Origin of the sequence: Clostridium nigeriense (assembly GCF_050585265.1) — a bacterium.
GTDB lineage: Bacteria > Bacillota > Clostridia > Clostridiales > Clostridiaceae > Clostridium > Clostridium nigeriense_B.
Map to the genome: position 1 here is coordinate 440,614 of NZ_JBNOOE010000001.1, position 16,488 is coordinate 457,101.

The following is a 16,488-nucleotide window of genomic DNA, read 5'->3' on the forward strand; positions in this document are numbered from 1 at the left end:
TTAAATCCTCCTAATTCTATCTTATATTTTAAAGTTATCTTAAATAAAATATCCTATAAGATAGTTATAATCTCATCTCATGCTTTAACTGAAGCTACATTACTAGGTATAATATCTAAATAATCTGTAATATTAGTTATTATTATAGGAGTAATTGTATCATAACCTGCTTCCTTTATTGCTTTAATATCAAATTCAAGTAATTTATCTCCAACTTTAACTGTATCTCCGCTTTTAACAAAACTATTAAAATGTTGTCCTTCTAAATTTACTGTATCTAATCCAACATGAATTAAGATTTCTACTCCATCTTCTGTTTTTAACCCAATTGCATGTTTGGTATTAAATACCATGGCAACTGTACCATTTATAGGAGAAACTACTTTACCTTCTGTTGGTATTATAGCAATACCTTTCCCCATAATCTCCTCTGCAAAAGTTAAATCATTTACTGAAGATAATGGAACTGCTTCACCATTTATCGGACTCATTATAGACATTTTATTTTTTAAAGGTTTAACATCTTTATTTTCTTCTAACTCTTCTAATTCTTCTGTCTCTTCAACCTCATCTTCAAACCCTAAAATCCAAGTTAATGCAAAATCTTCATTATTATCACTTACAGATATAACAACATTATTATTTTAAATTTTTTTCTATCCTAATTTAAATAACCTCCTTTACAAAAAATAAGCAACCAAAACAATAACTAATATTAGTATATATATTTAAAATCTATATACTAAAAGTTAAAGTTTTGCCTGCTTAGCCAGTAACAATCTAACGATTTTTAATTCATACCATGTTTATGTTTACATATTGTCATAGAAAGTTTATATTGACAATAGTATTTTTTAATCCAAACATTTAAATTTCCTACTTTTAATTAATATGTTGTAATTTATTTTTATTTTCCAAGTATTTATCAACAATAATTGTCAAAGTAAAACTCACAACAAAGCTCACTAACATCGCAATCCCAAATGGAATATATTTTCCAACTGGTACAGCGATAAATCCAGGTAAACCTGCTGGGACCCCCATTGCTGATGCTAATATATTAAATTTACCAACAATTGCACAGCTAATTCCTGATCCAATCATAGCACAAATAAATGGGTATTTAAGTTTCAAATTTACGCCAAAAATTGCTGGCTCTGTAATTCCCAATAATGCTGAAATACTTGAAGATGAAGCTATTGCCTTCATTTTTTTATTTTTATTAACAAAGAAAACTGCCATTGCTGCTGCGCCTTGAGCCACATTAGCCATTGAGCAAATTGGTCCCATAATATCTCCACCAGTATTATTAATATCTGCAATTAATTGCATGGATACCGCTGTAAAACTTTGATGTAGCCCAGTAATTACAATTACTGAATATAATGATCCGAAAATTCCTGCTCCCAAAGCACCTGTTGTATTCCATAACCATACTATACCATATGTCAACCCATCACCAGCAGAACGAGTTATAGGACCAATAATTGTAAATGTTAAAAATGCAGTTACAAAAACTGTAATCAATGGTGTTAATAAATTATCTAGTACTTGAGGAATATACTTTCTACATATTTTTTCTATAGTAGTTAAAACAAATGTTGCTGCAAGTATTGGTAGTACAGTCCCCTGATAACCGACTTTTTCAATTCCGCCAAGAATATTCCACACCGGAACTTCATTATTAAGTACAGCTTCACTATAACCATAAGCATTTAGCAAATCAGGATGTACCATAATCATTCCTAATGTTGCCCCTAGAAAAGGATTTCCTCCAAACCTTTTTGCAGCAGAAAATCCAATTAAAACTGGTAAGTATGTAAAGGATGCACTTGCAATAGTATTTATCATACTAACTAAGTCACTAATACCTGGGTACATTTCCACTACAGACATAGGTCCAAATAAATCCTTTACTGTAAGAACATTATTGATACCCATTAATAATCCTCCAGCCACAATTGCTGGAATTAATGGTACGAATATATCTGAAAGAACGTTAACTAAACGTAATATAGGATTTTTAACCTTATTTTTTGCAACTTCCTTTACTTCTTTTTTTGTCATAGACTCTATATTAGTCATCTTAATAAACTGCTTGTATACTTCATCAACAACTCCTGGTCCTAAAATTATTTGATATTGTCCATCGTTTTCAAAAGTTCCTTTTACAGCTTCAATTTGATCCATTTCCTTTTGATTTATTTTCTTAATATCGTTTAATACCAAACGTAATCTTGTTGCACAATGAGCTGCACCCACTACATTTTCTTTTCCACCAATAGCTTCTAATACCTCTCTTGCAATATCTTTATAATCCATTTTTCCCCTCCTGATTATCTACTAATATTATCTTAAATTTAAATTCTCTATTTATTGAAGCATCGATCAACGTGTCTGGATTCGGAAGTGTGCCCCAACTATCAATCCCACCAACTCCCATCTGCTTTGAGTACAGATTTAAAAATACATAATTTGGTGTTGGCAATTCAATATTGTGCCTAGCATTTTGCAAATCAAAACAACTATAATTAGAAATATCAAACTCAAATGGTTTGCCATCTACACAGGAAAATTCTATTTTATATTTATCCTCATTTTCTACAATCAGCCTTCGAACTCCTGTTCTATTTCCATTTTGTTGAGGCATACTATAATTAACATAATTTTCTTTTACAGTCTGCTTATAAACATCTAACCTAGCTGCTTCCCTACGATCTAAATAATTTTCAAAGGGTCCCATCCCATAATAAGTAAATTTATCAAAAGATAATGGTAATACAAAACTCAATCCAAAAACAGGTATTTTAGGTAGCTTTGAATCTCCAATATACTTCACCACTACATCAATTTCAAAATTTGGATTTATGGTATACATAATTTTTGTCTTTGCATCTGAATTAGGGAATAAGCGATACTCATATTTAACCTTCAAGCATCCATTTTTTTCATAAAACTCTGAAAAATCACAATCTTGAAAAAGTGTTGCACTTAACCATTGTCCACTATTAAACCCCAACTTATATCCATTATCATTGTCTGTAGTTCCTCTCCAATATATTGGTTTTGGAGGTCTAACAATTAATTCTTCCCCATTTCTAATAGAAATTAATCCACCATCTATCATTCCACTCATGCTTCCTTCAGCTTTTGAGAAAAGAATGGACTTTTTATCCAAATAAACACCCGCATTATATTGTCCAATGATAATTTTACTATTATTAATTGCTTCTACTTTGGTATTTTCTTTAAAATCACTTATTATATCTTCATTTATAATAAATTGTTCATAAGCTATAACATGTCCCTTTTTAGCCCAAATAGTTTCTTTTTTTAATTTTAACTCTACATCAATAGTGTACTCACTATTAATTTTTTCACTTACCAAATTGCTAATGTCTATTACTTTTTTAGATTTAGGTGGAATAACTATATCAAAATGTAGACTTCCAAGTAATTGACCAATTTTTTTTGCATAAACAACCAATTTATAATCGCATAAATCTAAGTAATCAAAATTATTTATAATACTGATTCTTTCATTATGAATCTCAAAATCAACTTTTTGAAATACCTTTTTTACTTCTAATAATTTAGGTGTAATTTCTCTATTTGCAAATATCAATCCATTTGCGCACATATTCGAATCATTTGGACGATCTGAAAAATCTCCACCATATCCAAGAAAGCTCTGATTATAAGTATTCTTTTTTAACAGAAGCTGATCAATATAATCCCAAATAAAACCTCCTTGATATTGAATATATCGTTTACTTAATCCTTGATATTCCCTTAAACCTCCTAATGAGTTTCCCATAGCATGCATGTATTCACATAGTATCATTGGTTTATCGTGGTTTTTTGATATATATTCCTCTACTGCACTTGGAGACAAATACATTCTACTCTCAATATCACTTGTATCATTGAATGTTCTATCATTTACTATACCTTCATAGTGAACTAATCTAGTGTGATCATTTTCTCTAAAGTAATTTGACATTTTAAACAAAACAGAACCACCATTAGATTCATTCCCACAGGACCAAATAATTACAGATGGATGATTTTTATCTCTTTGTAATAAAGATTTTGCTCTATCAAGTACTGAGATTTCCCATTCATGTTTGTTTTTAGGTATTCCTGCCCCAGATAATCTTGCTTTTTCTCCTCGCCATGTACCATGAGATTCCAAGTTAGCTTCATCCATAACTAATATTCCATATTCATCACACAATGAATACCAAAATGGATGATTAGGATAATGTGATGTTCGAACAGCATTTATATTATGTTGTTTTAAAGTTTTAACATCCCAGATCATATCTTCTCTAGTTATTGCTCTTCCAGAATAACAACTAAATTCATGACGGTTAACTCCATTAATCACTAAACGTTTACCATTTAGATACATTACAGCATTCTGAATCTTTATCTCTCTAAATCCAACAGGCTGATCTACAACCTCTAAAAGATTGTTCTTTTCATCAAAAATTTGAAGACGCAGTTTATACAAATATGGCTGTTCATCACTCCAAAGGGAAACATTAGATAATTCCATCTTTTCTGTTACTTCAGGTATAATATCCAATCTATTTGTTTTTAATACTTTGCCTTCTCCATCTATTAATTCTAAAAAAACATTACCTTTCATTTCTCCTTCAAACACCATCTTTGCTTCTAATATAGCATCTGAATATGACTTATTAAAAAATTTTGTTTTAATTTGTAAATCAAATAGATGTGTTTTAGGTATTTGATAAATAAATACATCCCTAAAAATGCCTGAAAATCGCCAAAAATCCTGATCTTCTAACCAACTTCCTGAACACCATTGATAAACCTCTACAGCTAATTTGTTTTGCCCTTGCACAAGATAATCAGTTATATCAAATTCAGATATACTAAAAGAATCCTCAGAATATCCGACAAATTCTCCGTTAATCCAAACTCGAAAAGCACTTTCAACACCAAGAAAACTTAAAATAGTCCTCTCCGAATCATCATATCTAAAAAATGAAAAGTTTCGCACATATCGTCCGACAGGATTAAAATTCTTTGGTGTACAACCTTGATCAACATACTCTTTTCCATCCCACGGATAAACTGAATTAGTATATTGGGGTGTTCCATATCCTTCTAGCTGAATATGACTTGGTACAGAAATTTTATCCCACTTTTCATTTTCATATTCCAACAAATAAAAATCTGATGGTTTAAAGTTTTCTTCATATGAAAAAAGCCACTCACCATTTAGACACTGGAAAAAATCTAATTTCTCATTTTCAGCACTTTCTATTTTTCGAAAATGTTTATGATCAGAATGAGCTTCTCTTCGATTTATTGAAACAATCTCAGGATTATCTAAAGTCTTCTCTAACCTTACCATATATTCCATAATTTCACCTCGCTTTACAATATTAGTATAAAATGTTTCTAATAAACTGTCAATCGTTTATCATATTTTGTTTTTAAAATAAAATAAATTATATATATCCCTGTTAAATCAATATGTATAGCAGTTTTGTGTTATGTTTAATGTTTGACATTACTCTTTATGATCAGAAATTATTTGTTAAATAAAATATTTAATCATCTATAAGCTATGTGTTTTTATATAAATAAATTTAATTGGAAAATAATATTGATTATAAGTAATCAAATACGTTATAATTTAATTTATGGCAATTATAGACCTTTGTAGTTATTTTTTAATTAAGAATTCAATTTAAATTTGCAATTGATAATTATTATTTTAAAAGGATTCTTAATTTAAATCTTAATACATAACTTGAAAAGCACAATGAAAATATTTACAATATATTTTGTAAGGGGGGAAAAATTATTTATGGCAGTTAAACTCACAGATGTAGCAAAAAAAGCTGGTGTATCACCAACTACTGTTTCACGTGTAATTAATAATTATGGATACCTAAGCCAAAAAACCATTGATAAAGTTCATGCAGCCATGACAGAATTAAACTACCAACCAAATGCCCTTGCAAGGTCACTACAAGGGAAGAAAAGTCAGCTAATTGGTTTAGTCTTTCCTTCTGTTTCAAATCCTTTTTTTGCCGAACTTATTGAGAAATTAGAACGCAATTTATTTGAAAAAGGTTATAAATCTATACTTTGTGATAGTGCAAATAATCATATAAAAGAACGTGAATATTTGAATATGCTTATTGCTAATAAAGTTGATGGAATTATAACAGGCTCACATAATCTAGGAATCAAAGAATATGAAAATATCAATTTACCAATAGTTTCATTTGATCGTTATCTATCAGATGGTATTCCAATTGTTAGTAGTGATAATTATAGTGGAGGTGTATTAGCTACTAAATTATTGATTACTCATGGTGGTAAGGACATTGCAATTTTTACTGGTACAAATAAGTCCTCTTCTCCAACAAATGATCGATTAAAAGGTTATTTAGATACTATTAATAAAAATAACCTTGAACCTAAAGTTTTTAATTTTCCTGATGATTATTCTCCAACAGTTAAATCTATGGAAATTTCTAGAATATTGAAAACTGAAAAAATTGACAGTGTTTTTTGTACTGATGACCTCACTGCTCTACTTTTATTAAATGAATCTGAAAAACTTGGTAAGTCTATTCCTAATGATTTAAAAATTATTGGTTATGATGGAAGTAATCTTATTAGAAGCTATTTTCCAAAGTTAACAAGTATTGTCCAACCTATTGATGAATATGTATCCTTGCTTATTAACTTACTCATTCAAAGAATTGATGGTAAAAGTGAGTCCTTAGAGCAGTACTATAAATTGCCTGTTACTATATTCCATGGTGAATCAATATAGGTATCCATCAAACTACTTATAAGTAAAATTTAACTTTAATACTACTCAACCTGGTTATCTATAATAACTAGGATTTTATTTTATACTCTATAAAAGTACTTATTTTTCTTATTAACATCTACACTCTTTTATTAAAAATTTATTTATGTAATAATAAAATTAACAAATCTTGTTTTGGAGATGATTTTATGGAAAATAAAATAGAAACCCTAACTCAAATTTTAAAAAATAGTGATAATATAGTATTCTTTGGAGGTGCTGGGGTAAGTACTGAATCTGGTATCCCTGATTTCAGAAGTTCTAATGGATTGTTTAATGAAAAACTTAATGTAACTTTTACTCCTGAACAGCTAGTATCACATAGCTTTTATATAAGATATCCTGAAGAATTTTTTAATTTTTATAAAGCTAAGCTTATATATCCTGAAGCAAAGCCTAATGCTGCTCATATTTCTTTAGCTAAACTTGAAGAAATGGGTAAACTTAAATCTGTTATTACTCAAAATATTGATGGGTTACATCAAGCTGCTGGTTCTAAAAAAGTTTATGAATTACATGGATCTATTTTAAGAAATTATTGTGTTAGCTGTAATGCCTTTTATGATGAAAAGTTTATTTTAGAATCTAAAGGGGTTCCTACATGTACTAAATGTGGAGGAACAGTTAAACCTGATGTAGTTCTTTATGAAGAAGGTCTTGATGACTCTACTATTAGAGGTGCTATCGATTCAATATCAAAAGCGGATACTTTAATTATTGGTGGTACTTCCCTTGTAGTTTATCCTGCCGCTGGACTTATTGATTACTTTAGAGGAAAGAATTTAGTTTTAATTAATAAGAGTTCAACTTCTGCTGACAATAAAGCTGATTTAGTTATTCATGATTCTATAGGAAAAGTTTTAGAAGAAGCTGTTAATGCTTTATAGAAAAATAATTTTAAGTCTTTTAAATTGAAATTTATTAAATTAAAAAATCTGTATTTATAATATTTTTTTATTACAAATACAGATTTTTATATTAATAAAAAATTCTCTTATATAATTTTTACACTGATATAAAATATTTTTTATTTTTCTTTTAATAGATTTTCTATATATTTTTCTAATTTTGCTGGAGTTGTAGTTGGAGCAAATCTTTCAACTACATTGCCTTTTGAATCTATTAAAAATTTAGTAAAATTCCATTTTATTTCGCTTCCTAATACTCCTTTAGTATTACTTTTTAAAAACTTATATACTGGATGTGTATTTTCTCCATTTACATCTATCTTTTCAAACATATTAAAAGTAACACCATAATTTATAAGACAAAATTGACTTATTTCTTTATTAGTACCTGGATCTTGATTTGCAAACTGATTGCAAGGGAAACCAAGTATTTCAAATCCTCTATCTTTATACTTCTTATAAAGTTCTTCCAAACCTTCTAGTTGAGGAGTAAGACCACACTTACTTGCTGTATTAACAACTAATACCACCTTACCTTCAAACTCATTCATCTTTACTTCTTTTCCACTCATATTATTTGCAGTTAAATCATAAAAATTCATATTAACAATCCTCTCTTTTATAAAATATAATTTATCAAAATTTAATTTAATTCAATTAATTTTCCTAAAAAATTTTAAGATTACTCCTAAAACTTTTTTAACATTTTTTCTAAATAGTATTTAAGCTGAACAATCTCATCTTTGCTCATTTCAACGCCACAATACATTTTTTCTGGGATATCAAGCACTTGATCTTTTAACTCTCTACCTTTGTCTGTTAATTCAACAATAACAATCCTATCATCTTCCTTAGTTCTATACTTAACTATAAAGTCCATAGACTCTAATTTCTTTAATACCGGTGTTAATGTTCCTGAATCTAAGTGAAGCTTTTTACCAAGTTCTTTAAATATTATTTTTTCTTCTTCCCACATTGCAAGCATTGTTATATATTGTGTATATGTAAGATTAAATTTATCAAGATATGGCTTATATAACTTTATTACCTCTCTTGATAATGCATATAGTGGAAAGCATAATTGATTTTCTAATTTTAGTTTATTATATTTATCCATATTTCCTTCATTCCATTTAGTTAAATTTAATTTTGCTCAACTAATATATCTTTATTATAATTCTAATCTGTATATTGTCAATATACTTTTAAATATTTATTATTTTTAATTTATTTAAAGATCTTAAAATAAAGGTAATTACGCTAAGTTGTGCAATTACCTTTTCATTATATTATTACCTTTTTTCAATTCTATTTCGTACTTCTTCCATACGTTTATCTAAAGCTGCACTAATCTCTGAACATTCAAATAGCTCTTTACTTATTATTTCAGCTTCTTCTGGATCAATATTTTTCTTATATCTTAATTTATGTTCTAGGCTTGCCCAAAAATCCATAGCTATTGTTCTTAATTGTACTTCTACCTTCATAGACTTCTTTTCATTTTGTAGAAAAATTGGTACTTCAATAATTAAATGTAAGCTTCTATATCCACTTTTTTTAGGATTCTTTATATAATCTTTCTTTTCAATTAGCTTAATATCATCTTGATTTAATAAGCAATCTGCTAACATATAAATATCTTCTGGAAATGAACAAATTACTCTTACCCCTGCAACATCTTTTATATTTTCTTGTATTGATTCTAATGTAAAAGGTAAATCCTTCTTATTTAATTTTTTTATAATACCCTCATGAGACTTTAACCTTGTTTTTATACTTTCTATTGGGTTTCTATCATATTGTAATGAAAATTGTTCATTTAATACATTAAACTTTGTTTCAACCTCCATAATTGCACAACGATAATAAGCCATCAACTCATTCATAGGCATCATATTTTTATGTATAATATCTAAAAAATCATCATTTATTATTTTTTCTCTAATAATTTTTTTACCAACATCTTTTAACATATAATCATCCTTTACCTTACTTATGATTAATAATTAATCTTATCTTATATTAACATCAAATAAAGATAAAAACATTACTGTTAACCATATTGTAATAATTTCTTTAAAATATGCTAACAAATAATTCACATATAATTAACTTATATAGAATATCTCTAATATTTAAATTTATAATATGCTATAATTATGGTAGTTTTTTATAAAATAAGTAAATGGAGGAATATATAATGAATAATCTGCTTGTTTTCAGCCTATTGGGAGAATAGGCTATTAAAATACTATTCTCTTTTAATCAAATAAAATATATTGTTTGAGAAAGTGAGAATAAAATGAAAATATTAAAAAATAAATATATTGATATATTACTTAAAATGTCAGTTCCTATTTTAATGAATTATATAGTTATGACTTTATTTGAAGTATTCGATAAAGCTATAGTTGGTAATTATTCAACCGATGCCTTTGCTGCTGTTGGTGTATCTGCTAGTGTAGTATATGGAATTACAGGATCCTTAGGTGCAATTTCAGTTGCATATAATATTATTGCTGCACAATATATTGGGAAAGATGATAAGACTACATTTAACAATACATTTTTTACAGTTATGTTCATATCTTTAATAGTTGGAATAGCTATAATATTATTATCCTTACTAGGAGGTAATTTATTATTTGCAAAAGTATTTGGACTAGAAGGTACTATCTTAAAGTTATGCTTAGAATACTTTTATATCGATTCAATAACAATAGTAATGAATATGATTATCTTTAATTTTTCTGTTTATTTTAGAAATCTAAAAGATACAAAGATATCTTTTTATAGTACAATCATTGCTACAAGTATAAACATAGTATTTGACTACTTATTTGTATATGGGAAATTAGGTTTTCCTGAGTTAGGAGCAAAAGGCGCTGCTATAGGAAATGTAATAGGATTATTAGCTGGAATTTTAGTTTATATACTTAAATTTTATAAAAACGGACATATAAAATTTAAAAGAGCAATTAATAAAAACATTACTAGTAAACTTATTAAGTTATATATTCCTCTACTAGGTCAAGATATTATGGAAGAAACTATATTCACTATTATATTAACTGGAATTGTTTCAAGACTTGGAGTATATGAAATTGCATCATATAATTTAGCTGAAAGCGTTGCTAGCATTATGGCTCTGCCTATTTATGCATTTTCAGCCTCTGCAATTACATTATCTATTCAAAAGTCATTTTCAAATAAAAAAGGTAATTCAAAAGAAATCTTAAATACTGCAATAATCTTATCAGGATGCTTAGTTTTAATGATAGGGCTTTTTGTTTATATTTTCCCTAATAAAATATTAAGTCTTATTACTAAGGATGAAAATTTAATATTAAGAGTAACTAACATATTTATATTAGTAATTTTAGTACAAGTGTTTAATATTTTTCATCAGATCTACAAAAGTTATTTGCAAGGTATCAATAATGAAGGCTTTGTATTGAAATTCACAAGTTTTATAAGTATTATATCTATATCATGGATTATACTATTATCTATTAAATTCAGCTTAATAGGAGTATATATTGGATTATGTATAAATAATTTAATATTTGCAGTTGTTTATCATTTTAAAATAAATAGGATTGAATCAAATTCTCCAAATAAAATTAATAGTTAAATTTTAATATATTAAATAAGAGTTATTACAAAATTATTTGAAATAATCTTTTTGTAATAACTCCTTTCTAATTTAAATTAATTTTTTGTATATATCTAAATCATAATCTTTAAAAACATTAAAGATTATTCTATCAATATATTCTTCATGAGTTTTTAAAAAGTTACTAACTACGCTAAGTGCAATCTTCGCTGCTTCTTCATTTGGAAAATGAAATTCTCCTGTTGATATACAGCAAAATGCAATGCTACGAATTCCATTATTTACAGCTGATTTAAGACATGAGAAATAGCAATTTTTTAAATCATCTCTTAATTTATCTGTTAATTCATTATAAACAATTGGTCCAACAGTATGTATTACATACTTACATGGTAAATTATAAGCTGATGTTACTACTGCACTTCCCGTCGGTTCTTCGTAGTCTAAATCTTTTTTTCTTTTTCCTTGCATATATTCATAGCACTCTTGTCTCAGTTGTATTCCTGCTGATGAATGTATTGCATTATCTATACATTTATGACATGGTACAAAACATCCTAGCATTTGAGAATTAGCTGCATTTACAATTCCATCTACAGCAAGTCTTGTTATATCTCCCTGCCATATAGATATTTTATCTGCATAGTCTATCTTTGACCCATATTCTTCCCTAACTGTAGGAATATCATGAAGGCTAATAATTCCCTTTTCTACTGCCTCCTCCTTAAGAAATTCATCTTGAATCTTTAAAAATTCTTTTGAAATTGACTTAGGCATACGAATATTCATAAGAGATCTCATAGCCATTCTTCTATCTGCCTTATTAACCTTCATAGTTTTATATTCTATAGAATCCTTACAAAGTTCTTTTACTAAATAATCTAATCTTTCATCCTGATTTTGAATATTCACTTTTTCACTTCCATTCCTATTAACTACTTAATTAATTTCTTCAAGTCATTTACTGCTTCAGAAATATCACTCTCTATACAAATGGACTTATTCATAATCGCACCTGGTGCATAGGCTTCATTTAAATTAATACATATATATTTTGCATCTTTTAGTTTATTTGTCATTCTCCAAAATTGATATTTTATTATAGCTGGAGTATTCATTCCAACACCAAGTTCTATAAATACTATATTCTTATTTTGATTTTCTTCAATAAACCTTTCATAGTTAGCTAATGAGTTATCCCATTCTTCATCCTCAACAAAATACTCATCGCATCTTAAATTCACTTCCATTTCTTCACCACAAACAGGACATTTAGGAACTAATTCTGATGGGATTCTACAGTCTTTTTGTTTTTCTACCATTTTATAAACTAGTGCTTCGTTATCATATAATTTCTTATGACACCCATGTGCACACTGAAGTAATCCATAATCTCCTTGAGTTGCAAATACTCTTTCTTTTGAAAATCCAGCTTTATAAAACTGATGATCGACATTAGTAGTAATAATGAAATACTTCTTTCCTGAAACTATCTCTAATAAATCCTTATATACTTCTCCTACAGGAAACTCATATCTATTAAGATAGATATGCTTACTCCAATAAGCCCACTTTTCCTCCTCTGTCTCAAAGGGATAAAACCCTGATGAATACATATCCTGCATTCCATATTTATCTATAAATTCACTAAAATTATCAGTAAATCTTTTTCCACTGTACAACAATCCAGCCGATGCAGAAAGACCAGCCCCTGCACCAATAACTATAGCATCTGCATTTTGAATATATTCAGCTATTTTATTTAATTTTATATTACTCATTTCTTCTCTGATCCTCTCTATCTCTACTACATCTATATCTTAATTTTATAGCAACTATATACTTCTGTTAATAATGCACTTTTGAGTAACATAGTTACTAATTATATACTTAGTATCATAATTATACTTAATATCTTGATACTAATTCAGAAGGTATTATGTTACATAATTTTACTTAAATAAACTTAAATGTTATAATATAGAAATAAAAGGTAAAGGGGTATAGATATGATGATAATAAATAGTTCTAGATAAATTAAAAAAATCTTGTTTATAATAGTATTCTGATATCTAAATTCGGCTAATTAATGGGGGCGTAAACTATGACTAGTATAAAAAATAATAACAAATTCAAATTAGTAAGTATGTGTATTACTTTATATTTATATGAATTTATCATAACAACTATAATTATTCATAATCATGAAAAATTAAAAACCCTAAGTAATAAAAGTGACGTACAAGGATTAATTGGAATTATATTAATGAGCTTATTGCTTATTCTGCCAATTATAATTGGATCCCTGACTACTAATTTAAAAAATTTGAAATTAAGTATAAAGAATAATATAAAATTTAAAATAATAATAAGAAAAATATTTTATGCAATTATGTTTTCAGTAGGGGTAATTTTTATTATTTTTCCATTAGCAACAAGTAATCATCCTAACTTTAAAATAATATATATGGTAGAATTACTTATTTATGCATTGCCTGAAGAAATCATATTTAGATGGTTCTTTCAAGAGAAATTTGAGAAAATAATTTCAAATAAGTTTATAGCAACATTATTAGTTGCTCTTTTATTTGCTATTCTACATCTGCCTAATGATTTAAGTTCTTCTACAAATATAACATCTATATTATTTTCACTTGGTAATAGAGCAACATTTCATTTTTTCCTTAATTTTATTAAAGAAAAGTCCAATTCAATTGTAGTTCCAACTATAGTACATGCTCTTTATAATTATTTATTAAATTATGCCTAGAAAAAATATAAAATTTACTAATTTAGTATTGTATAAAGAGTTATATAAATTAGAATTTATATAGAATATTACTTATATTTTATGAACTTTAACATACTGTTGTTATATTATAATTTTTGGAGGTATATTTAGATGAAAACAATGTTAAATGAAATGAAGAAGAAGAAAAACAATATTCCTGAAAGCTATCTGCCTTTGTTTGAAGATATAATGATTATAAGTGATAGGAACGAACGCGATACTAAATTCATAAACACTATGGAGAAATATCTAACTAAGGAGCAATGTTTTACAATATGGGCTAAAAACGGTACGTGTCGTGGCGCTAAGTTAGATAAGGAGCGTAGAGCTTTCGCAACTGAATACAGAAATAAACCACTCACTGAAAGATTTGATATATTTGTGAATACCATAGGAATCGGTTATAAATCCAAACCCACTGACATCGTATTAGACGAGAAAACTAAAACTATCACCATAAGTTTCGCCTGCAAGCACGGCTTAATTCATCTGGAAAAGGGGATTTCAACTTCCTTTGAAGCATATTTCGGACAATGTGCAGGTGGACGTTTATATGAGCTGCAGCTTGCTTTAGGCATAAACCTAAAAATCAAAGACGTTGACGTGACAGCGGTCAAAAATAATATAAAAGCCCCCTGTATGTTTACGTTTGAGATAGTTGAATAATAGTAAATAATCATAATTTAAAATTCAACAAATTCCAATTTACCAAGTAGATTCAATAAATTAATCGGATGGAGTTTATGGAGAATATTTTCAAAAATATTATAAAAATAAGTATTGATATTCCATATGAAAACTACAATATTTACCCAGCTGTTAGTATTACAAAGGATGCTATTGCCAAGTATTATATTAAAGAAAAGATTGATTATGAATTTCTAGAAAATAATACAGATGATACTATACAAGTAAAATTAGATGGTAAACTCTATGAGATACTACGTTTTAATGGTGGCAGAGGTTGATATGGAATTAGATGTGGACCAATTTAACATTTATAAAATAAAAAATATGGAACTTATGATGAATAAGAAGTAAATTACACATAATACTATTAAATTTATGAAATACCATATTATTCAACAATTAGTATTTGTATTTTTTAGTAAGTAATTTCAAATATATTATAATTAAATTGAAAAGGAGCAAATATTTGCTCCTTTTTGCTTATGTCTTTACTTATCACTTTAATTTTATGTACTAATATGAATTAAGTTACAAATATACAACAAATATATTTACTAATATTGGAAATGGTGATATATTTATAATATAATAAGTTATAAATATATCACTTAAAAGGGAGAGAATATTATGAAAGAAAAAAAATTGAATCTTAGAACACAATTATTCTTAGAATCAATACCTTGTTTATTAGTATTTATAATTATATTAATAGATAAGCTTGATTTTTTAAGTAGTACTGTGAAAAATTTCTTAGGTATAATTCCATGGGTAATCTTAATTATTACTTGGAAATATCATTTAAAGAAAAAAGAGGGTCTTGACGAACTAGCTAATACAATATTAGGTAAAGTAAATGGAATATGTATTCATGTTTTACTAGTACTCCTTGTCGCATTTGCTTTTTTTATACGTTTGTCCTCATTTAGTTATACAAACTTAAGCTTAAATTTAATTAGTGACATATTGTTTTTATTAATATTCAGTATTATGTCTTTAAAATATTTACTTTTTAGTTACTATGATAGAAAGGAGATTTAAACAAATTGCCTACCTTAAAGACAAAGATAAAGGAGTACAGGGAAAAATATTCTATGAAACAAACTGATCTTGCTGAACTTGTTGGAGTAAGACGTGAAACTATTGTTCATTTAGAAAATGGAAAATATAATCCCTCCTTAAAACTAGCAATAGATATAGCTAAAATTTTTGATGTTTCCGTTGAGGAGTTATTTAAATTTGAAGATTAATAAACATATTTAATTTAAAGGGTCAAATTTAAATATGGCCCTTTAAATTGAGAGTGTAAAATAGTCTGTGTAAACTTCAGAAAATGATATAATAAATTATCAATTATGGAGGGAACACAGACTATGTCATTTTCAAAGGAAGAATTAATAAAAATATTAGCGAAGGATCCAAGTATTAAAACGGCTGAAGATATTCAAAATGTTTTAAAAGACTTATTTGGAGGAGTGCTTCAGCAAATGCTGGAAGCCGAATTAGATAATCATCTTGGGTATGCGAAACATGATTACCAAAATAAAGCCACAACTAATAGCCGTAACGGCAAGAGCCGAAAAACTATGAAATCCAATCTTGGCTACTTCGACTTAGA

Annotated in this window: 17 protein-coding genes; 9 read left to right on the plus strand and 8 right to left on the minus strand. The window is 27.4% G+C overall.

All coding sequences use genetic code 11. From position 1 onward, the window contains the following. Positions 1-77: 77 nt before the first annotated feature. From ACQPVP_RS01620 to ACQPVP_RS01630, 3 genes are all read right to left on the minus strand, one after another. Positions 78-491, minus strand: coding sequence for a PTS sugar transporter subunit IIA (locus tag ACQPVP_RS01620; protein WP_430846604.1), 414 nt, complete (start codon positions 489-491; stop codon positions 78-80). 391 nt (positions 492-882) lie between these two features. Next, positions 883-2,322: a sucrose-specific PTS transporter subunit IIBC gene (locus ACQPVP_RS01625; protein WP_430846606.1), complete on the minus strand. Its 1,440-nt coding sequence runs from the start codon at positions 2,320-2,322 to the stop codon at positions 883-885. Next, complete coding sequence (locus ACQPVP_RS01630; RefSeq protein ID WP_430846608.1) at positions 2,312-5,398, minus strand: glycoside hydrolase family 2 TIM barrel-domain containing protein; 3,087 nt, start codon at positions 5,396-5,398, stop codon at positions 2,312-2,314. The genes ACQPVP_RS01625 and ACQPVP_RS01630 overlap by 11 nt, the downstream gene beginning before the upstream one ends. A gap of 450 nt (positions 5,399-5,848) precedes the next feature. Between ACQPVP_RS01630 and ACQPVP_RS01635 the strand changes: the two genes are divergently transcribed. Both ACQPVP_RS01635 and ACQPVP_RS01640 read left to right on the plus strand, forming a co-directional pair. Next, on the plus strand, positions 5,849-6,829 hold the full coding sequence (locus tag ACQPVP_RS01635; protein WP_430846610.1) for a LacI family DNA-binding transcriptional regulator: 981 nt from the start codon (positions 5,849-5,851) through the stop codon (positions 6,827-6,829). 188 nt (positions 6,830-7,017) lie between these two features. Further along, positions 7,018-7,755, plus strand: coding sequence for an NAD-dependent protein deacylase (locus tag ACQPVP_RS01640; RefSeq protein WP_430846612.1), 738 nt, complete (start codon positions 7,018-7,020; stop codon positions 7,753-7,755). Between the two features lie 140 nt (positions 7,756-7,895). Here the strand turns inward: ACQPVP_RS01640 and ACQPVP_RS01645 are convergent, their stop codons facing one another. The 3 genes from ACQPVP_RS01645 to ACQPVP_RS01655 all read right to left on the minus strand — a co-directional run bounded on the left by ACQPVP_RS01645 (position 7,896) and on the right by ACQPVP_RS01655 (position 9,749). Further along, positions 7,896-8,378: a glutathione peroxidase gene (locus tag ACQPVP_RS01645; RefSeq protein ID WP_430846614.1), complete on the minus strand. Its 483-nt coding sequence runs from the start codon at positions 8,376-8,378 to the stop codon at positions 7,896-7,898. 86 nt (positions 8,379-8,464) lie between these two features. Further along, on the minus strand, positions 8,465-8,893 hold the full coding sequence (locus ACQPVP_RS01650; protein ID WP_430846616.1) for a MarR family winged helix-turn-helix transcriptional regulator: 429 nt from the start codon (positions 8,891-8,893) through the stop codon (positions 8,465-8,467). 175 nt (positions 8,894-9,068) lie between these two features. Then, positions 9,069-9,749, minus strand: a complete 681-nt coding sequence (locus ACQPVP_RS01655; RefSeq protein WP_430840759.1) for a GTP pyrophosphokinase — start codon at positions 9,747-9,749, stop codon at positions 9,069-9,071. Between the two features lie 329 nt (positions 9,750-10,078). On the opposite strand from ACQPVP_RS01655, the gene ACQPVP_RS01660 reads away from it, so the two are divergent. Further along, positions 10,079-11,410, plus strand: coding sequence for an MATE family efflux transporter (locus ACQPVP_RS01660; RefSeq protein WP_430846618.1), 1,332 nt, complete (start codon positions 10,079-10,081; stop codon positions 11,408-11,410). Positions 11,411-11,482: 72 nt separating this feature from the next. Here the strand turns inward: ACQPVP_RS01660 and ACQPVP_RS01665 are convergent, their stop codons facing one another. Then, positions 11,483-12,304 carry a protein-ADP-ribose hydrolase gene (locus ACQPVP_RS01665; RefSeq protein WP_430846620.1) on the minus strand — a complete coding sequence of 274 codons (822 nt, stop codon included), beginning with the start codon at positions 12,302-12,304 and terminating at the stop codon, positions 11,483-11,485. A 23-nt stretch (positions 12,305-12,327) separates the two neighbouring features. Further along, positions 12,328-13,173 (minus strand): SIR2 family NAD-dependent protein deacylase, encoded by an 846-nt coding sequence (locus ACQPVP_RS01670; protein ID WP_430846622.1) that lies wholly within the window; start codon positions 13,171-13,173, stop codon positions 12,328-12,330. Positions 13,174-13,496: 323 nt separating this feature from the next. Here ACQPVP_RS01670 and ACQPVP_RS01675 point away from each other — a divergent pair, with 323 nt between their 5' ends. The 6 genes from ACQPVP_RS01675 to ACQPVP_RS01700 all read left to right on the plus strand — a co-directional run. Continuing rightward, entirely contained in the window at positions 13,497-14,162 is a 666-nt protein-coding gene (locus ACQPVP_RS01675) for a CPBP family intramembrane glutamic endopeptidase (RefSeq protein ID WP_430846624.1), read from the plus strand. 132 nt (positions 14,163-14,294) lie between these two features. Continuing rightward, positions 14,295-14,849 carry a hypothetical protein gene (locus ACQPVP_RS01680; RefSeq protein WP_430846626.1) on the plus strand — a complete coding sequence of 185 codons (555 nt, stop codon included), beginning with the start codon at positions 14,295-14,297 and terminating at the stop codon, positions 14,847-14,849. A 77-nt stretch (positions 14,850-14,926) separates the two neighbouring features. Then, a complete protein-coding gene (locus ACQPVP_RS01685; RefSeq protein WP_430846628.1) occupies positions 14,927-15,151 on the plus strand; it encodes a hypothetical protein in 225 nt (74 codons plus the stop codon). Positions 15,152-15,500: 349 nt separating this feature from the next. Continuing rightward, a complete protein-coding gene (locus ACQPVP_RS01690) occupies positions 15,501-15,911 on the plus strand; it encodes a hypothetical protein (protein ID WP_430846630.1) in 411 nt (136 codons plus the stop codon). Positions 15,912-15,916: 5 nt separating this feature from the next. Beyond that, the gene (locus ACQPVP_RS01695) at positions 15,917-16,120 is read left to right on the plus strand and encodes a helix-turn-helix transcriptional regulator (RefSeq protein WP_430846632.1); all 204 of its coding nucleotides are present in this window, start codon (positions 15,917-15,919) and stop codon (positions 16,118-16,120) included. A gap of 123 nt (positions 16,121-16,243) precedes the next feature. Then, the coding region (locus tag ACQPVP_RS01700) for a transposase (protein ID WP_430846634.1) at positions 16,244-16,488 on the plus strand (245 nt) is incomplete at its 3' end.